The organism is Photobacterium aquae (assembly GCF_001029445.1).
GTDB lineage: Bacteria > Pseudomonadota > Gammaproteobacteria > Enterobacterales > Vibrionaceae > Photobacterium > Photobacterium aquae.
On sequence record NZ_LDOT01000012.1, the window covers coordinates 157086 to 175221 of the forward strand.

The following is an 18136-nucleotide window of genomic DNA, read 5'->3' on the forward strand; positions in this document are numbered from 1 at the left end:
TTCTCTTACATAAAAAAAGCACCTTCGGGTGCTTTTTTTATACCCTCTCAATACTAAGATAGTAATCACTAACGAGACATTGCAGTTTAGTGCTTATTATTACAGCTCTTTTCAAGACGAATCCCTCCCAATTTGCACGATAGCAGCGACGTCGTGAAGACCCTGCCCCACACTTGAGAGTTTCCACTAGCCTTTATCACTAAGAGGAGTCCCTCCTCGACAATCACAATACTCTGGTCTTTTTCCTGCGGTCCCATCACGGCACCGAAAAGGAAATTCAGAGAACAAGCAATGGCAAATGGTTAGAGATCTCATCATGAATAATATTCTAAAATTATCCTGTTTAGGTGCTTCCCTCGCCTTCTCCCCCTTGGGGTTGGCCGTCGACTATTCCGATGACATCCATAAGAATGATTACAAATGGCTGCAGTTCAACTTGATGTATGCCCTCGAAGAACTCCCTCGCGCTCCCGATGATCCTTCCGGACACGATTATCTAGAAATGGAATTTGGCGGCCGCTCTGGAATCTTTGACCTCTATGGTTACGTCGACGTCTTCGACCTCACCGACCATGACGGTAGTGACAAGAATAACCGCCCGAAGATATTTATGAAATTTGCCCCCCGGGCATCTCTTGACGCCATGACCAAAACCGACCTCTCGTTCGGGCCTGTTCAGGAACTCTACATCGCTACCCTATTCAACTGGGACGGCGGCTACTCGAAAGAGAGCGACTTCCCACCAGTCAACAATTCGTTCTGGGGAATAGGCTCCGACATCCAAGTCCCGTGGTTTGGCAAGGTGGGGCTTAACCTCTACGGCCTTTACGATATCAACAACAAAGACTGGAATGGTCTCCAACTCTCCACCAACTGGTTCAAGCCCTTCTACACCTTCAGCAACGACAGCTTTATTGCCTATCAGGGCTATATCGACTACCAATTTGCCGCTGACGACACCTTCAAGGGCAACTCGCAGGCCAATCACGGTGGGGTGATGTTCAATGGCTTCTACTGGCACTCCAACCGTTACTCGGTCGGCTATGGATTCAAGCTCTATAACGATGTCTACTTGATAGAAGACAGCGACAGCTTCGAGTCCACCGGGATCAGCCACTACTTTTCAGTCACCTATAAATTCTGATTCCGCGGAATTTACCCAGCAGTGGTATCCTAACCTCCTGCCAACGAGTAAAGGATACGACTGTTGAAAATCACCATCGTCGGGGCGGGAGCCGTCGGCTCACTATGGGCCTGTCGGCTCGCCGCCCGCCATCAGGTACATCTCTGGACCCGGCATAACACCGACCAATGCGAAATCCGCTTCCAGCCATTGGGAGAGGAAAAAATCCAGACATGGCCATTTAAGGCCAACGACCCCACCCAGCTTGCACAGGCGGATATCGTGATCTTTACGGTCAAGGCATTCCAGCTACATGCGGCACTGGCAACAGTGGAAGACCTGCTCCCACCCAGTACCCCTATCGTGGTGATGCACAATGGTATGGGCACTCACGATACCGTACTCAACCAACTGCCCGACCATCCGATACTCTACGCGACCACGGCTCAGGGCGCGCTTCGCACCGAACAGGGGGTTACCCATACCGGATTGGGGCCGACCCGGCTCGGGGCGATGAACCTGGCTGGAAAGCAATACCAACACTTGGCCGCCGTGTTCGATCAGGCCCTTGCCCCATGCCAATGGCTTCTGGATATTCGTCTGGCCCTGTGGCAAAAGCTGGCCATCAACTGTGCGATCAACCCGCTGACTGCGATTCTGCAATGCCGTAACGGCCATCTGGCACTGAATGAATTTACCCCGCAGCTTACACAGATCTGCGAAGAAGTGGCCGCTGTCATGTCCGCTGAGGGCTACCCGACAACAGTCACCGACCTGCTCGAGCAAACCTCCGCCGTCATCTCGGCGACGGCTGCCAACAAATCATCCATGAATCAGGATGTTTATCACCAAAGGACGACCGAAATCGACTATATTACCGGGTATCTGATAGCCCGGGCCGATAGCCACGGCATCGCCGTACCGGCCAACCGCGCCCTGTGGCAGCAAATCAAACAACTGGAGCAACACTACCATGACCATTGATCAGTCAACCGCAACCCCCATCCGCGTGGCCGTCTGCATTGCACCGGGTACGGAAGAAATGGAGGCGATCAATACGATTGATATCCTGCTAAGGGCAGGTTTCGACGTTACCACCGCCAGCGCCGATTCCAACGGCGAGCTGATCGTCACCGGTTCACGCGGGATCAAGCTGGTCGCCGATGTCGCACTGGCCAAAATTGCCGACGAGCAGTTCGACTGCGTGGTACTGCCGGGCGGACTTGGTGGATCGGAATGTTTCCGTGACAGCCCGTTGGTTATCGAGTTCGTCAAACAGCACCATTTCGACGGCAAACTGGTCGCTGCTATCTGTGCGGCGCCGGCGCTGGTCTTTGTCCACCACCAACTCTTCCCCAAGGCAATCATGACCGCCCACCCAGCCTTCCACAGCCATATTCCGGAGCAACAGCTCCGCGTTAAGCGGGTTGTCTATGACAAAAATGACAACTTGCTGACCAGCCAAGGTCCCGGCACCTCGCAGGAATTTGCACTGGCGATCATCGCCCAGCTAGCCGGCAAACCCCTTGCCGCAGATGTCGCCGAGCCGATGGTGATGTGGCCGCACATGCACTTTGACATCATGCCAAAAGGCGAAACACGCTAATAAGCATCGTTCTCGGTTTGACAAACCAGCTGTTGCGACGAAAAAAAAACGAGAGCCTAGGCTCTCGTTTTTATTTGTCATTTCCAGCTACTGCCCGATTACGGACGGTATACCTTCACGTTGTCAAAACCGTTTTCCTTCAGGTACAGCGCCTGAAGGCGGCTCATCACGCCGCGATCACAGTAAAGCAGGTACGTCTTGTCCTGCGGCAGATCGCCAAACTGGGTTGCCAGTTTGTAGAACGGCAGGTGCTTGACTTCAACGTTGTCGATTTCCAGCGGGTTCTCGTCTTCTTCGTCCGGGCTACGGATATCAAGCACAATTGCGCCTTGGTCGATCTGGTCTACCAGTTCGATTTCTGGGGCTTTTTCCTGGCTCTCTTTCTCGATCGCACGGATATCCATAATACGGGCCTCGGCAACCACTCGCTCTAGGATCGTGAAGTCAAATTTCGCTTCTTCGGCTTCCAGCTTCTCTTTGACCGCCTTCACGGTTGGGCTCTTCGAGATCACGCCACAGAACTCAGGCATGGTCTTGGCAAAATCTTCCGTGCCGATTTCACGCGCCACGTTGATAATGTCTTCTTTGTCCCAGTTGATCAGCGGACGCAGGATCAGAGATTCCGTCACGCCATCGATATGACGTAGGTTGGTCAGAGTCTGGCTTGATACCTGACCTAGCGCCTCACCCGTTACCAGAGCCTGGATCCCCAGACGCTCGGCAACCATACCAGCAGCGCGCATGAACATGCGCTTAAGCACAACGCCCATCTGGCCGTCGTCGATATTCTCAAGGATCTGGCCAACAACCGGATCGAAGTCAATGGAGATAAACTTCACCTTAGCCGACGAACCGTACTTCTTCCACAAGAAGTGGGCAACCTGCTTAACACCGATCTCGTGAGCCGGACCGCCTAGGTTGAAGAAACAGTAATGCACTTTGCTGCCGCGCTTGATATGCAGGTAGCTAGATACGCCGGAGTCAAAGCCACCGGAAATCAGGCTCAGTACATCTTCCTGCGTGCCCAGCGGGAAACCACCAAGGCCTTTGTGACGGGCAAGGATCTGGTTGAGCTTTTCGTCTTCAACTTCGACACGGACGGTGATATCTGGGTTCTTCAGCTTCACAGAGGCGGTTGCAACCGCTTGGTTCAAGCCACCACCTACATAGCGCTCAAGCTCAATAGAGGTAAAATCATGCTTGCCGACGCGCTTGGCACGAACACAGAATGTCTTGCCTTCCAGCTGGTCGCGAACATGTGCCAGCGTCTGTTCGTAGATATCGTGCAGATCGGTAAATTCACTTTGTTTCACTTCAAGCACATGGTGAATACCCGGAGTCTGCGTCAGTACTGTCAGCACGTCATCGCGCAGCGACTCGTCTTTCGAAGACACTTCGATATAACTACGGCGGTTGTAAACCGCGATGGAATCAGACACGCGCTGAAGGATCACGCGGATGTTGCACTCCAAGATTCGCGTAAAGCGCTTACGAACAGACTCACTCTTGACGAAAATCTCAGGATGGGGTTTAACGATAAATTTCATAACACGCTTCGCTACACTGGGCCAAACATTGCCAAAAAGGATCAAAGGCGCGGATTATACAGCAAGCGGGCTATTGCCGAAACAAGGATGTCGTCCTGCATGATGTAAGCTCACTTGCCCGCCCAGAAAAATGGGTTTACCGCCGCCCCATGCCACACGGGCAGGAACGCCGTATTTCTCTATAGTGTAGGCAGTTTTTTTATCCCTGCCCGCACTGTACTAATTGCCTGCCACAAAAAATTCAGCCTCGACTCGCGAGGCTGAATGGTTTACTTGGTTTTACTGGCTTCACTTGGAATTTCATCGGTGTAATACGGTTCACCCTGCATCACCGAGATTTCCACCCGTCGGTTGGCCTTACGCTCAGCCGGGGTCTTGTTCTTATTGAGTGGGTGGGTATCAGCCAGACCCAGCACACGCAGGCGCATATGGTCAAAGCCCTTCACCTTCTCCATCTCCTGAGCGACAGATACCGCTCGCTGTGCAGACAGATCCCAATTGGAACGGTAAAGCTCAGAATCCAGCTTCCGATTATCAGAATGGCCCGATACCCGGACGATACCAGGGACATCCTTCACCAATTCCGCCACCTGCCGGACCAGCGGCCGGAACTTCGGCTGCAAGAAGGCGGAACCTTCAGGGAACGCCCCTTTCTCTTTAATGCGGATCACCAGTTGCTGGCCGAGGTTCTCCAGCTCTATCGAGCCTTCCTCGATTTCACGGTTCAACGCAATCTCAAGGGAGTTCTTCAGCTTGTTCTGGGCCTCGCTAGGCTCTTCAGCACTTTCTGTATCAAGATCAAGCACCGAGGTATCGGCATGCTTACCACCGTTTTTATCACCGGCATCTCGCATCGTACCGCCAGCGCGGGCCGAATCCCCATCGTGAAAATCCAAGCTGCGATTGGTCATGTCAATCGTCTGCTGCATGATCACCTCAATCGGCGTCGGCTCGGGACGTCCCGGCCTAAACTCCTGGGCAATCACACTGGTTCCTTTCGGGATGTCTTTCACTTCCAGCATATTCTGGACACCGAAAGCGAACTTCATAGAACCGGCTATCTGCTTGAATTTCAATACATCCATCTCGGAAAACGATAGCAGCAACACGAAGAAGCACATCAGCAACGTCATCAAATCCGAAAAAGTTGCCATCCACGGCGGCAAACCGGGAGGAGGGCACTTATGTCCGTCTTCCATTACGCCCCCTATTCTTCGTCAGTTGCGATTATACGTTTCTTTTCATGGAGGTAGTTTTTCAGATAACCATCAATCACCCGCGGGTTCTGACCATCTTGAATTGCCAATACTCCATCAAGGATCAGGCGGCGGTTAAGCTTCTCCTCGTCCTTGCGTAACCCTAGCTTAGCGGCAATAGGCAACAGCATCATGTTGGCCATAATCGCGCCGTACAACGTTGTCAGCAACGCAACAGCCATCGCCGGACCGATCGATTTCGGATCATCCATATTCGACAGCATCGCCACCAGACCAACCAGCGTACCGATCATCCCCATTGCCGGGGCAACCTCAGCCAGCGCCTTGAAAATACTGATACCCTGCTCATGGCGCTCATTGGTCAGCGAAATATCCTTTTGCAAGGTAGCGCGTACCACTTCCGCATCGTAGCCATCAACCAGCAGATCAATGCCCTTGCGTAAGAAGCTGTTCTCCACTTCCATTTCTTCCAATGCCAAAAAACCGCCCTTACGTGCCGTATCAGCCATTTCGACGATCTTGGCGATCAAATCTTCAGGATTGTCAGATTTGAAAATGAAGGCTTTCAACGCAATATTCGCGGCACCGAAAAACTGGCCAATACTGTATTGCATCATTGCAACAAACATAGAGCCACATACTACAATCAATATCGACTGGGTATCGACATACATGCCGAAGCTTCCGCCCATCACCATTGCCATAATGACAAAAGCAAAGGACCCAACCAATCCGATAAGGGTCGCTAAATCCACCTAGTAGTCTCCTGCTGTTACATTATTATGTGATTCAAACCGCGGCATTTTATCCTACCGCAAGGGTCTTTCAATAGACGATTGGCAAAACCACGACAATTAAGTTCCTCGTTTTATCGGCAGAACACTAAATTGATTTAGCCTCAAAGCGTAAAAGATGATTTTTTTTGCCTGCGGCACACATTCCTGTGCGATAATTTGACCCTTATTACGCTCTACGCTATTTTGCGGACACGACAAAAGAAACGACAAGATTATGGCAGCCAAGAAACCGGAAAATATGGCTTTTGAAGCCGCACTGGACGAACTCGATTCCCTCGTCAATGAGCTGGAATCTGGGGATATCGCACTAGAAGACGCACTGAGAAAATTCGAGCGCGGTATCGCACTGGCCCGAGCCAGCCAGCAAAAGCTGACCGAAGCCGAACAGCGTGTTGAGATCCTGCTCCAAGCCGATGACAATGCGCCTCTGACTGATTTTGAAACCGATAATGAATAACATGTCGTCACTATCGCAGTCCCTGCTGCACTTCCAGGAACGCAACAACCAACAACTGGGTGACTGGATTGATCGCCAGCCTTTTGCTGATCAGACCCTGATCAAAGCAATGCGGCACGGTACCTTGCTTGGCGGGAAACGAGCTCGCCCGTTTTTGACCTATGTCACCGGTATGATGCTGGGAGCGCAGCAGGAAGACTTGGACACTCCGGCAGCCGCCGTCGAGTGCATCCACGCCTACTCGCTTATCCACGACGATCTGCCGGCTATGGACGACGACGCCCTGCGCCGCGGCCAGCCAACATGCCACATTGCCTTCGACGAAGCCAATGCAATCCTTGCCGGTGATGCGCTACAAGCCCTGGCCTTCGAAATTCTTGCCAGCGGTCCGCTCAGTAACGATGGCAATAGTCAACGTATCGCGATGGTTCAGGAATTGGCCCGCGCCTCGGGTGCGGCTGGTATGTGCATGGGGCAAGCGCTCGACTTAGACGCCGAAGGTAAACACGTCGGCCTTGAGCAGCTTGAAACCATCCACCGCCACAAAACTGGTGCCCTGATCCGCTGCGCCATCCGTCTTGGTGCGCTGGCTGCCGGCGAAAAAGGGATCGCGGTTTTACCGCAGCTCGATCACTATGCCGATGCAATTGGGTTGGCGTTTCAAGTCCAAGACGATATTCTTGACGTAATTAGTGATACCGAGACCCTCGGCAAACCGCAGGGTTCGGATATCGAGCTGGACAAAAGTACCTATCCCGCTCTTCTCGGGTTGGATGGCGCAAAGGCAAAAGCACAACAACTGTATCAACAGGCGCTACACGCATTAGATGCGATACCCTACAATACAGTGCAATTAGAAGTTTTTGCCCGATACGTCATCGAGCGCAATAACTAGGGTTAGCTGACCTGATAACCACAAGCGCCGTGAATGATATGACACTGGATATTTCAAAATACCCTCATCTGGCTCTGGCCGATACGCCAGATGAGCTCCGCCTGCTGCCAGTCGAAAGCCTGCCTGCAGTGTGTGACGAATTACGTACTTACCTACTCAAGTCGGTAAGCCAAAGCAGTGGCCACTTTGCCTCTGGTTTAGGTGCCGTCGAGCTGACGGTCGCCCTGCACTATGTATACAACACTCCGTTCGACCACTTGATCTGGGATGTCGGTCATCAAGCATACCCACATAAAATCCTGACCGGACGCCGCGAGCAGATGCAGACGATCCGCCAGAAGAATGGTATCCACCCGTTCCCGTGGCGTGAAGAGAGCGAGTATGACGTCCTGTCTGTCGGCCACTCCTCGACCTCGATCAGCGCCGGGCTAGGCATGGCTATCGCCGCCGAGAAAGAAGGCCTAGGCCGCAAAGTGGTCAGTGTGATCGGTGACGGGGCTATCACCGCGGGGATGGCATTCGAAGCGATGAACCATGCCGGTGATGTCCATCCTGACATGCTGGTGATCCTCAACGACAACGAAATGTCTATTTCGGAAAACGTCGGAGCGCTGAACAACCACCTTGCCCGCCTGCTTTCCGGCAGCCTATACACCACGATCCGAGAAGGCAGCAAGAAAGTCCTTTCCGGTGCACCGCCGATCAAAGAGCTGGTCAAGCGTGCAGAGGAACACCTGAAGGGCATGGTTGTCCCTGGCACCATGTTCGAAGAACTGGGCTTCAACTACATCGGTCCTGTCGACGGACACGATGTCGAAGAGCTGGTCAAGACCATCAAGAATATGCGCAACCTCAAAGGGCCGCAGTTCCTGCATATCATGACTAAGAAAGGCAAAGGGTATGCTCCGGCCGAAGCCGACCCGATCAACTACCATGCCGTACCCAAGTTCGATCTGACCCAAAATCCGATCCCCAAAGCCAAGAGCAAACCGACGTTCTCAAACATCTTCGGCGACTGGCTGTGCGACATGGCAGCCGAAGACAGCAAACTGATGGCGATCACCCCCGCGATGCGCGAGGGCTCAGGCATGGTACGCTTCTCCAAAGAATATCCTGACCAGTACTTCGATGTGGCGATTGCCGAGCAGCATGCCGTGACGCTGGCTACGGGCTTGGCCATTGGCGGTTACAATCCGGTCGTGGCGATTTACTCGACCTTCCTCCAGCGCGGTTACGACCAGCTGATCCATGATGTCGCCATCATGGATCTCCCGGTCATGTTTGCCATTGACCGCGGCGGACTAGTCGGTGCCGACGGCCAAACCCACCAAGGCTCGTTCGATCTGAGCTTCATGCGCTGCATCCCCAACATGGTGATCATGACGCCGAGCGATGAAAACGAATGTCGCCAAATGCTCTATACCGGCCATCGCCACAATGGTCCAAGCGCGGTTCGCTACCCACGCGGCAGCGGTACCGGTGCGGTACCAGAAAAAACCATGACGGCCTTGCCAATCGGCAAAGGCATCGTTCGCCGTGAAGGCGAAAGCGTTGCTATCCTCAACTTTGGCACGACGCTGGCCTATGCTCTTGAAGCAGCAGCAAACCTCAACGCTACCGTTGCCGATATGCGTTTTGTCAAACCGCTCGACGAGGCCCTGATCCTCGAACTCGCGGCATCGCATGATGTGCTGGTAACAGTAGAGGAAAATGCGATTGCCGGCGGTGCCGGTAGTGGTGTCAACGAGCTGCTGATGAAGAAAAAAGTCCTGCGCCCCGTGCTAAACATCGGCCTGCCGGACCGCTTTATCGAGCAGGGAACCCAAGCAGAGCTTCATGCCATGCTTGAGATCGATGGCCCGGGTATTGAAAAGCAGATCCGCGCCTACCTTGCTGATTAACCACAGCAATCGGTATCACGATTAAATAAGCACCTCATGTTCGAGTCCTCGTCATGAGGTGTTTTTATTTCGCCTGAGCGCAAATTACCTGCTGGGGTAGCGCTTTAACACCACCCCTTCATACCCTTTTAACTCAATGTGACGCACAGGCTGGCTGAGTGACCCATCGACATTCACGCGCTGATATTCGCCGGGCAATGAGACGCGACGCGGTGTGGCATGGAAAAAATGGGGATCATCATGAATGCGTGTGGCTCGGTATACCACCAGCCCCTCGCTATATTGACGGGCAATCACCCCTTCTTCCGGAAACTCCCCCCACCAACCACTGCGGTACAGCCAAAACCAGTTTGCAGGATTGAGTGGCACGCGCTCTGTTTGATTGATTTTAATCACATCATGCGATGAGGGCGCTTTGTCTACCTTGCTCTGCCAATATACTGGGGGATAGCCAGCCGGAGCATTAACGGGGCTACCGATGGCGACTCGCAGCATGGCGCTAGGTTGATAGGCCCAGTTCTTCGGCACGCCACCACGATACCACGTCGAATTTGTGGGATTATCTTGACTGACGTCAGTATTACCGCTGCCGTAGTAGAATGTCTGATTCCAGCTGTGGTAATACGTCTGGCCTGGAATGTTAAATAAATAGTACAAGGCCAGCCCGGTGGCTATATCTTGGTTCCATGCCTCAGGGCTAAGAGGGTTCTGGCTGCTTCGCCCGCCTTTGGTCGTCACCATAATCAGACTTTTATCATCACGTTTCGCCAGCGCAAAGCTGTCCCATTTTCGTTGCAAACGCTCCAAACCCACAGCCGGGCTCAAATAATGCTCCCGCAGCCATACATCCACGACATTCCGAAAAGCAGTAGGCCACGCTGCATATTCCCAGAGGTTTAACTCCGATATATTGGCAGCAAGCCACTGTGTTTTCGTCGTTGTCTTCACCAACTGTAAGAAATTGGCCATCTGTTGGGCATAAATCATTGAGGTGTGTTGATGGCCGACGGGGTGGGTGATTTCAATGAGAGTTCCCCCCGACAACAGAGAAAACTGATTTTCACCAAGCAGTTTTGCCATATCATCGTTATAGGCCCCGCTCAGACCTTGTTGCTGCCAATCATGGCGATACCATTGCGCATGCAGGGTATTGATGGCTGGAGCGGTAAAATTAGTGCGATACCAACAGGTATTGGGCCACATGTGCCCAGCCGGAATGACCCGGGCCTGATGACGAAAGCGGGCACTGGCCGCAGTATTAGCACGTGCCCCCCACTCTTGATTATTCACCCAGCCATCGCCATCCTGATCATTTCGATCATCCCACCCCGGGAAATGCATGGCATCGCCCTTTGTGGTGATCCACGGCTGAAACGTCACTGCGTGAACCGTACCGTCAACAGGCCACGACAATGCCATGACCCATACTGGCAGCCCGTCATCCAAGGCTTTCAGGCCTGAATTCAACATTCGCCCTTGATAACGAGCCAATGCAGGCTGCCATGTGATCTGATCTAACCGTTCCCCTTGCCATGCCGAGCCCGCTGAGGGGGAATTGCTCGCGTTAACAGGCTGCCATGCCATCTTTACTGAGCGCCATTGCCCGATATCCCCCGCGGTATTTGGCTGGCTCAACGCCACTGTTGGCGTAGCATGGGCGTCAATAATGACATCTTGACTAGGGTATGCTGAAATCGCAAAAAGCGTGTCGGCGGAGGTGATACGCATTGGCAAACGAGCCGTCGAAAAGTTACCGTCACGCACTAACAGCAGATGATATGGCTTCCCGTTCAGCAGAGCGGCCATTCCGCTATTAATCACAGGTACCTTCAATACAGTATCCTCACCATAGTGCAGATACATATTCTCAGGATCGAACCCTTGCCGCATGGCCTGTCGGTGCATCCACGCTTCTTGACGCCCGGGGCGACAATCCCATTTCTGGCTGTACATATAGCCCAGAGCAATGGTCTGGGTATTTTTGGCAACATCCTGCAAACTGCCAAAAATAATATCGGCATGGGCGGCTTCCCATTGTTTGACATCATCGGGGGTCTTAAACATGGCAGGTGCTAATGGTTTTTGCCATGCTCCCGGAAGCACCCACCCTGTCGCCGTAGAGGGGTACACTTGTGCTATCGCACTAGGGGGGCTGCCACCTCCCCCCCATAAAAACACCAATAACAATATCAATACATTACGTAATCCATCCATATCACACCACTCTTGTCATCGCTATTTTCAAGCCTAGACGAGCGGTTGCATATCGTGGAGGAAACCTTGATCAGAGCGATAAAAAAAAGCCCCTCGTTATCCATTCATAACAAGGGGCCTTCGCCGATAACGGCACGATTACCAGCCAAGCCAGTTACCCACGCCCCACAGTGCAATCATCGCCATGAAACCAGCCAGAATATCATCCACCATGATCCCAAATCCGCCGTGGACATGCTTGTCGAGCCAGCTGATCGGCCACGGCTTGACCATGTCAAAGAAGCGGAACAGGACAAAACCTGCCAGCACCCACTGCCAAGTTGCCGCAGGGGCTATCGCCATGGTGATCCAAAAGCCGACAAACTCGTCCCAGACGATACTGCCGTGATCATGCACGCCCATATCGTCGGAAGTCTTCTGGCAAATTGCCACCCCGATAACAGCAGAGACGGCAATAACTGCCAGATAAGCGACAAACGGCAATTGGGCCAGCAAAAAATAAAACGGCACGGCGGCCAATGTGCCCATCGTTCCCGGTACAACCGGTGACAGGCCGCTACCAAATCCCGTCGCCAACAAATGCCAAGGATTGCTCAGAATGATTTTCTCTTTCGGATTTACCACAACTTACTCCGCAAAATGATCATAACCGGTCAACTGCCAGTCCAACGGCTGAGAGGCTTTAACTAACGATAGCCCGCTGCCAACTCGGATCCGGCCGATACAGGTTGCTTTAACCCCGGTATGGGCCAAGGCCGTTTCCAGCGCGCCACGATTTTGCTCCGGCACAGTAAAGCACAACTCGTACTCCTCGCCGCTGCTAAGGGCTAGCTGCTGGGCTTTGGCCAAATCAGGTTCAAACTGCCGCAGCTCATCTGACAACGGCAGCTTATCGACATCGATCTCGGCGGCCACCCCGGAGCGCTTGAGGATATGCCCCAAATCGGCAACAAGGCCATCAGAGATATCCAATGCCGCAGAAGCAATTTGGCGCAGGGCCTGCCCAGCCAGCAACCGCGGCTGCGAACGGTAATGGCGGTCAATCAAGGTGCTTGCCAGCGCCTCATCACGGCACGCCCGCTCACCGAGGATCAACGACAGACCTGCCGCACTGTCACCAAGGTTGCCGGTCACATACAACCAGTCTCCGGCTTTTGCCCCGCTTCGGGTCAGTGCCTGCCCTTGTGGCACAAAGCCATGTACCGTCAGGGTGATGCTCAGCGGCCCCTTGGTGGTATCGCCACCGACCAATTGAACATTGTAATACTCTGCCAGGGCAAAGAAACCCTTACAGAACTCTGCCAACCATGCCTCGTCCGGCGCTGGCATAGTCAATGCCAACGATACCCAGGCAGGTGCCGCACCCATCGCCGCCAAATCACTCAGGTTTGAAGCCAATGCTTTATGGGCAACCCACTGCGGATCGGCCTCGGCCAAAAAATGGGTACCGGCCACCAGCGAGTCGGTACTCACGGCAAGGTGGCTTCCTGCTGGAATATCCAACAAGGCACAGTCATCCCCGATAGCCAAAGCAACATCCTTGCGGGTCACTGCCTGCTGCTCGAAATAACGGGCAATTAGGTCAAATTCATTTGAAGCCATAGTGAATCTGCGTGTCTATCTCAAATATCATTACATAGAAAAAAGGCCAGCAAAGCTGGCCTTTTTAATTCGTATTACTTACTTCTTACGAAGTGTTGGTGCTGCTTTGTCCAGCACACCATTCACAAACTTGTGACTGTCTTCTGCACCGAAGGCTTTCGCCAGTTCGATAGCTTCGTTGATCACAACTTTGTAAGGTACGTCATCACGCTTTAGCATCTCGTACATAGCAAGACGCAGCAGCGCAAGTTCCATCTGATCCAAATCCTGTAGAGGACGAGACAGGTATGGACGCATCTTGCTGTCCAGTTCCTGGTGGTTCAGAACAACACCTGTTAGCAGATCGCGGAAGTATGCAACGTCTGTGTGTGGCACAGCCATAACTGGGGCTTCTGCCTGATGTGCTTCTTCTTCGAAGTGATCACCCGAAAGGAAGTGCTGCTCGATATCGGCAACATTGCCTTTGGTGATTTGCCAAGAATAAATTGCTTGTACAGCAAAGTGACGTGCATTACGACGTGCGGCTGGTTTCACACTAACCCCCATTAGGATTCAATTTGGGACAGGACATTAACCATTTCAAGCGCGCTTAGTGCAGCCTCTGCCCCTTTATTACCAGCCTTGGTACCGGCACGCTCGATGGCTTGTTCGATAGTATCTACAGTCAAGACACCGAAAGCGACCGGAGTGTTGTACTCCAGAGCTACCTGTGCCAGACCTTTGTTACACTCACCGGCAACATAATCAAAATGCGGTGTACCGCCACGGATCACAGAGCCAAGCGCAACGATCGCGTCATAACGGTCGCTCTTTGCTACTTGCTGAGCAACCAAAGGTAGCTCATACGCACCTGGGCAGCGAACAACAGTAATGTTGTCATCACTCACCTGACCCTGACGTTTCAGAGCATCCAGTGCGCCTTCAAGCAGGCTTTCATTGATGAAGCTATTGAAGCGTGAAATTACGATAGCAACTTTTGCGTTTGGTGCCGCGATGGCGCCTTCGATTACCTTCATGGGCCTTCCTGTGACTATGTCTTTTTTCCGGTATGAGAAACCGCGGGAGTCTATCACACTTTATGCGTTATACCAATTGGCATATTCATCGCTGATTTCCCCCGCCATCCCCACCGGATAACACGATGTAACTGGCACGATTAAACGGCCAGACCTATCACTCGCAGATATATTCCACCACTTCGAGGCCGAAACCTGCCAGTGAATGGTAACGCTGGGTGCTCGATGACAACAGTCGCATCTTTGATACCCCGAGATCAGCCAAGATCTGCGAGCCGACTCCGACCTGACGAAGCTGGTCTTTCGGATTGACCTTCATTGCCGGGCGACCCTCGTCTGCCGCAGCCATATTCAAGATCTTGCCAATCAATGCCTCTTGCGATTCCGGTTTGCTGAGCACCACCAGTACTCCGCCTTCGTCAGCAATGCGCTTCATTGCCGTCGGCAACGTCCACTGCGATGCCCCCGAATGGAGGATGTCCTTGAAAGTATCTTGCAAATGGACACGTACCAAGGCTGGCATATCGGCGGTGATTTCGCCTTTTTTCAGCGCGTAGTGAATCTGGTTATCGATGGTGTCACGGTAAGTCACCATCTCGAACTCACCAAACTCAGTCGGCAGCTTGCAGGCAGCAACCCGCTCTATCGTCGTTTCGTTATTGTTGCGGTACTCGATCAGATCGGCGATGGTCCCCAGTTTGAGGCCATGCTGGGCGGCAAAGACCTCCAAATCCGGGCGGCGGGCCATCGTACCGTCCTCGTTGAGGATCTCTACGATAACACTCGACGGCTCAAGCCCAGCCAGGCGCGCAACATCACAACCAGCCTCGGTATGGCCGGCACGGGCAAGCACCCCGCCTTCCTGCGCCATCAACGGGAAGATATGCCCCGGCATCACGATATCAGCAGGCGAGGCCGAGCCGGCAACCGCAGCCAACACGGTAGTGGCCCGGTCGGCGGCAGAAATACCGGTTGTCACCCCGTGGGCGGCCTCAATCGAAACGGTAAAGTTGGTACTGAACTGCTCGGTGTTGTCCTGCACCATCAATGGCAGGTTAAGCTGCTTGCAACGGGTCTTGGTCAGAGTAAGACAGATCAGGCCGCGACCATGCCGCGCCATGAAATTGATCGCTTCCGGGGTGATTTTTTCCGCGGCGATGATCAGGTCACCTTCGTTCTCGCGGTCTTCGTCATCCATCAGGATCACCATCTTGCCCTGACGGATATCTTCAATTATTTCCTTTGCACTGCTCAATGCCATAGAGGGTACCTATCCTGTTGTCATAAATGGGACTAACGCAGAAAACCGCTGCGAGCCAGCAAATCTAGGGTTACCGACGATTTTTCGGCAGCCTTATCACCCAGCATCAGGCGCTCCAGATAACGGGCGATAACGTCAACCTCGAGGTTGATCTTGCGACCGACCTTGAACGATTCCATCGTCGTCTCTGCCGCAGTGTGCGGCACGATGGTCAGCTTGAACTCATTGCCACGAATGGCATTGACCGTCAGGCTGATCCCGTCAACCGATACCGAGCCTTTCTCGGAAATATATTTAGCCAAATGCGCCGGTGCCTTGACCCAAAACTCAATCGCCCGACCGGTATGGTTGCGCTCAATAATCTCAGCGACGTCATCTACGTGGCCAGATACCATATGACCACCGAATCGGGTTGTCGGCAGCATCGCCTTTTCCAAGTTCACCTTCTCGCCTGCCCGGTATGAGGCAAATGCCGTCCGCTGCAAGGTTTCCAGTGACAGGTCGGCCACATAGCCTGAGCCTGTCAAGGCAACGACGGTCAGGCAGACACCGTTGGTGGCAATACTGTCACCCAATTTTACATCGGAAAGATCCAGCTTGCCGGATTCAACCGTCACAGAAACGTCTTTTCCCTTCGGGGTGATGGCCGCAATCGTACCCACTGCCTCGATAATGCCAGTAAACATGAATACCCTTCTTAATCAATGTTGTTTGATAGCAGCGGTAATACGGATATCACCACCTACCATACGCAAATCGGAAATCGCCAGTTCCGGCACCTGCTCCATCGCCGTCAGACCGCGCAAACCAATCAGGCCGCGGCTGTCGCTGCCCATCAATTTCGGCGCCTGATAGACGATCAGCTCATCGACCAGACCGGCGGACAACAAGGCACCAGCGAGCCCGGCACCGGCCTCGACCCAAATATGGTTGATATCCTGCTGAGCCAATGCCGCCATCATTGCCTTCAGATCAATACCCGCCTGATCAGCGCTCGCTTGTGGCAATAGCAACGAGCGAACATGATCCGGCCATTGTTCGCCATCATCACTATGGCGTACCAAAACGATCTCGCTAGGCAAACTGCACAGGCGATGTTCAGGCGTGACCCTATTCTTACTATCGATGATCACCCGCACCGGCTGGCGCAAGTTCTGCTGCGGATACATCTCCTGCACCTGAGCCCCCAGTTCATCCCAGCGAACATTGAGTGACGGATCATCAGCGAGCACCGTGGCGCTGGTCGAAAGAATCGCTCCGGCACAGGCACGCAACCGCTGAACATCCGCCCGTGCCGCCGGGCCGGTAATCCATTTGCTTTCACCATTGGCCAATGCGGTGCGGCCATCAAGGCTGGATGCCAGCTTGAGCTGGACAAACGGCATACCGGTTTTCATCCTCTTGATAAAACCGGGATTAAGCGCCTCTGCATCGGCTTCAAGCAAACCGCTTTGAACCTCGATGCCAGCAGCCTGCAAAATTGCTATCCCGCGGCCGGCCACTTTCGGGTTGGGATCAACCATCGCACACACTACCCGGGCAACACCGGCTTTTACCAATGCCTCGGCACAAGGTGGGGTTCGACCATAATGGGAACATGGTTCGAGGGTGACATAGGCGGTTGCGCCGCGCGCCTGTTCGCCCGCGGCTCGCAAGGCAAAAACCTCGGCATGGGGCTGACCGGCCTGATAATGGAAACCTTCGCCGACAATCGTTTCGCCGTGTGCGATCACACAGCCGACATTCGGGTTAGGTGCTGTCGTGTAGCGACCACGTTTTGCCAGACTGATGGCTCGCTGCATCATGGCGTGGTCATTCGGTGAGAAAATCTGATTTTGATTCATGAGAGACTACCCGGGAGCAACGCTCCCGGTCTTAGCTTATTTTTCCAGCTTGGCAATTTCCTCACCAAACTCGCGAATATCTTCAAAGCTGCGGTAAACCGATGCGAATCGGATATAGGCAACCTTGTCGAGTTCCTTGAGCGCTTCCATCACCAAGTTACCCACCATTTCCGATGGAACCTCCCGCTCACCGGTTGCCCGAAGCTGAGATTTAATATTGTTGATAGCCCGCTCGATATCGTCGGTGCTGACCGGCCGCTTTTCCAGCGCGCGCTGAATTCCGCCGCTCAGTTTGTCTTCGTTAAACGGTTCGCGGTTACCATTGGTTTTGATTACCCTTGGCATCACCAACTCCGCCGTCTCGAACGTGGTATAACGCTCGTTACACGCCAAACACTGGCGACGGCGACGCACCTGATGACCATCAGCCACCAGACGCGAATCGATAACTTTGGTGTCGTTTGCACCACAAAAAGGACAGTGCATCTTGCCTCCTCTCTTTCGATACCCCAGTGTAACCCATTTCAATCCCTTATGGCGTTTTTTCAAATGAAAAACTACCGCCTGCCAGCGCGTAAATAGGCGTCGACCGCTTTCAAAACAAAAAAGGCCGGCCCAACGGCCAGCCCTCTATTTTGATGCGCCATGACTGGCGC

18 protein-coding genes are annotated in these 18136 nt (G+C 53.3%); 6 read left to right on the forward strand and 12 right to left on the reverse strand.

Annotated elements, in window-relative coordinates; translation table 11 throughout:
- Nucleotides 1–313 precede the first annotated feature (313 nt).
- From ABT56_RS10495 to ABT56_RS10505, 3 genes are all read left to right on the forward strand, one after another.
- A complete protein-coding gene (locus ABT56_RS10495; RefSeq protein ID WP_205626070.1) occupies nt 314–1144 on the forward strand; it encodes a nucleoside-specific channel-forming Tsx family protein in 831 nt (276 codons plus the stop codon).
- 63 nt (nt 1145–1207) lie between these two features.
- Nucleotides 1208–2107 (forward strand): 2-dehydropantoate 2-reductase, encoded by a 900-nt coding sequence (gene panE / locus ABT56_RS10500; RefSeq protein ID WP_047878811.1) that lies wholly within the window; start codon nt 1208–1210, stop codon nt 2105–2107.
- Nucleotides 2097–2729 carry a DJ-1 family glyoxalase III gene (locus ABT56_RS10505; RefSeq protein WP_047878812.1) on the forward strand — a complete coding sequence of 211 codons (633 nt, stop codon included), beginning with the start codon at nt 2097–2099 and terminating at the stop codon, nt 2727–2729. The genes panE and ABT56_RS10505 overlap by 11 nt, the downstream gene beginning before the upstream one ends.
- Before the next feature lie 98 nt (nt 2730–2827).
- On the opposite strand, the gene thiI is transcribed toward ABT56_RS10505, so the two are convergent.
- From thiI to pomA, 3 genes are all read right to left on the reverse strand, one after another.
- Nucleotides 2828–4276 carry a tRNA uracil 4-sulfurtransferase ThiI gene (gene thiI, locus ABT56_RS10510; RefSeq protein ID WP_047878813.1) on the reverse strand — a complete coding sequence of 483 codons (1449 nt, stop codon included), beginning with the start codon at nt 4274–4276 and terminating at the stop codon, nt 2828–2830.
- A gap of 269 nt (nt 4277–4545) precedes the next feature.
- Entirely contained in the window at nt 4546–5475 is a 930-nt protein-coding gene (locus tag ABT56_RS10515; RefSeq protein WP_047878814.1) for a flagellar motor protein MotB, read from the reverse strand.
- An 8-nt stretch (nt 5476–5483) separates the two neighbouring features.
- Nucleotides 5484–6248 carry a flagellar motor protein PomA gene (gene pomA / locus ABT56_RS10520; RefSeq protein WP_047878815.1) on the reverse strand — a complete coding sequence of 255 codons (765 nt, stop codon included), beginning with the start codon at nt 6246–6248 and terminating at the stop codon, nt 5484–5486.
- 256 nt (nt 6249–6504) lie between these two features.
- Here pomA and xseB point away from each other — a divergent pair, with 256 nt between their 5' ends.
- Genes xseB through dxs form a run of 3 tightly spaced genes read left to right on the forward strand, consistent with a single transcriptional unit; the run spans nt 6505 to nt 9543 of the window.
- On the forward strand, nt 6505–6747 hold the full coding sequence (xseB, locus tag ABT56_RS10525) for an exodeoxyribonuclease VII small subunit (protein ID WP_047878816.1): 243 nt from the start codon (nt 6505–6507) through the stop codon (nt 6745–6747).
- Nucleotides 6740–7642: a (2E,6E)-farnesyl diphosphate synthase gene (ispA, locus tag ABT56_RS10530; protein WP_047878817.1), complete on the forward strand. Its 903-nt coding sequence runs from the start codon at nt 6740–6742 to the stop codon at nt 7640–7642. The genes xseB and ispA overlap by 8 nt, the downstream gene beginning before the upstream one ends.
- Nucleotides 7643–7680: 38 nt before the next feature.
- Complete coding sequence (gene dxs / locus ABT56_RS10535) at nt 7681–9543, forward strand: 1-deoxy-D-xylulose-5-phosphate synthase (protein ID WP_047878818.1); 1863 nt, start codon at nt 7681–7683, stop codon at nt 9541–9543.
- 84 nt (nt 9544–9627) lie between these two features.
- On the opposite strand, the gene ABT56_RS10540 is transcribed toward dxs, so the two are convergent.
- From ABT56_RS10540 to nrdR, 9 genes are all read right to left on the reverse strand, one after another.
- Complete coding sequence (locus ABT56_RS10540; RefSeq protein ID WP_240478292.1) at nt 9628–11607, reverse strand: hypothetical protein; 1980 nt, start codon at nt 11605–11607, stop codon at nt 9628–9630.
- A 288-nt stretch (nt 11608–11895) separates the two neighbouring features.
- On the reverse strand, nt 11896–12381 hold the full coding sequence (gene pgpA / locus ABT56_RS10545; protein WP_047878819.1) for a phosphatidylglycerophosphatase A: 486 nt from the start codon (nt 12379–12381) through the stop codon (nt 11896–11898).
- A gap of 3 nt (nt 12382–12384) precedes the next feature.
- Complete coding sequence (thiL, locus tag ABT56_RS10550; protein WP_047878820.1) at nt 12385–13359, reverse strand: thiamine-phosphate kinase; 975 nt, start codon at nt 13357–13359, stop codon at nt 12385–12387.
- Between the two features lie 78 nt (nt 13360–13437).
- Nucleotides 13438–13905: a transcription antitermination factor NusB gene (gene nusB / locus ABT56_RS10555; protein ID WP_047878821.1), complete on the reverse strand. Its 468-nt coding sequence runs from the start codon at nt 13903–13905 to the stop codon at nt 13438–13440.
- On the reverse strand, nt 13905–14375 hold the full coding sequence (gene ribH / locus ABT56_RS10560) for a 6,7-dimethyl-8-ribityllumazine synthase (RefSeq protein WP_047878822.1): 471 nt from the start codon (nt 14373–14375) through the stop codon (nt 13905–13907). Before ribH ends, nusB begins: the two co-directional genes overlap by 1 nt.
- A 157-nt stretch (nt 14376–14532) precedes the next feature.
- A complete protein-coding gene (ribBA, locus tag ABT56_RS10565; RefSeq protein ID WP_047878823.1) occupies nt 14533–15636 on the reverse strand; it encodes a bifunctional 3,4-dihydroxy-2-butanone-4-phosphate synthase/GTP cyclohydrolase II in 1104 nt (367 codons plus the stop codon).
- Nucleotides 15637–15668: 32 nt separating this feature from the next.
- The gene (locus ABT56_RS10570) at nt 15669–16322 is read right to left on the reverse strand and encodes a riboflavin synthase (RefSeq protein ID WP_047878824.1); all 654 of its coding nucleotides are present in this window, start codon (nt 16320–16322) and stop codon (nt 15669–15671) included.
- A gap of 15 nt (nt 16323–16337) precedes the next feature.
- The gene (gene ribD / locus ABT56_RS10575) at nt 16338–17465 is read right to left on the reverse strand and encodes a bifunctional diaminohydroxyphosphoribosylaminopyrimidine deaminase/5-amino-6-(5-phosphoribosylamino)uracil reductase RibD (RefSeq protein WP_047878917.1); all 1128 of its coding nucleotides are present in this window, start codon (nt 17463–17465) and stop codon (nt 16338–16340) included.
- Nucleotides 17466–17516: 51 nt separating this feature from the next.
- Nucleotides 17517–17966, reverse strand: a complete 450-nt coding sequence (nrdR, locus tag ABT56_RS10580) for a transcriptional regulator NrdR (RefSeq protein WP_047878825.1) — start codon at nt 17964–17966, stop codon at nt 17517–17519.
- Nucleotides 17967–18136: the final 170 nt, after the last annotated feature.

Coding starts and splice junctions, on each gene's coding strand:
- ABT56_RS10505 (WP_047878812.1), top strand. CDS start 2,097: ATGACCATTGATCAGTCAACCGCAACCCCCATCCGCGTGGCCGTCTGC.
- thiI (WP_047878813.1), bottom strand. CDS start 4,276: ATGAAATTTATCGTTAAACCCCATCCTGAGATTTTCGTCAAGAGTGAG.
- ABT56_RS10515 (WP_047878814.1), bottom strand. CDS start 5,475: ATGGAAGACGGACATAAGTGCCCTCCTCCCGGTTTGCCGCCGTGGATG.
- xseB (WP_047878816.1), top strand. CDS start 6,505: ATGGCAGCCAAGAAACCGGAAAATATGGCTTTTGAAGCCGCACTGGAC.
- ispA (WP_047878817.1), top strand. CDS start 6,740: ATGAATAACATGTCGTCACTATCGCAGTCCCTGCTGCACTTCCAGGAA.
- dxs (WP_047878818.1), top strand. CDS start 7,681: ATGACACTGGATATTTCAAAATACCCTCATCTGGCTCTGGCCGATACG.
- ABT56_RS10540 (WP_240478292.1), bottom strand. CDS start 11,607: ATGTTTAAGACCCCCGATGATGTCAAACAATGGGAAGCCGCCCATGCC.
- thiL (WP_047878820.1), bottom strand. CDS start 13,359: ATGGCTTCAAATGAATTTGACCTAATTGCCCGTTATTTCGAGCAGCAG.
- nusB (WP_047878821.1), bottom strand. CDS start 13,905: ATGGGGGTTAGTGTGAAACCAGCCGCACGTCGTAATGCACGTCACTTT.
- ribH (WP_047878822.1), bottom strand. CDS start 14,375: ATGAAGGTAATCGAAGGCGCCATCGCGGCACCAAACGCAAAAGTTGCT.
- ribBA (WP_047878823.1), bottom strand. CDS start 15,636: ATGGCATTGAGCAGTGCAAAGGAAATAATTGAAGATATCCGTCAGGGC.
- ABT56_RS10570 (WP_047878824.1), bottom strand. CDS start 16,322: ATGTTTACTGGCATTATCGAGGCAGTGGGTACGATTGCGGCCATCACC.
- nrdR (WP_047878825.1), bottom strand. CDS start 17,966: ATGCACTGTCCTTTTTGTGGTGCAAACGACACCAAAGTTATCGATTCG.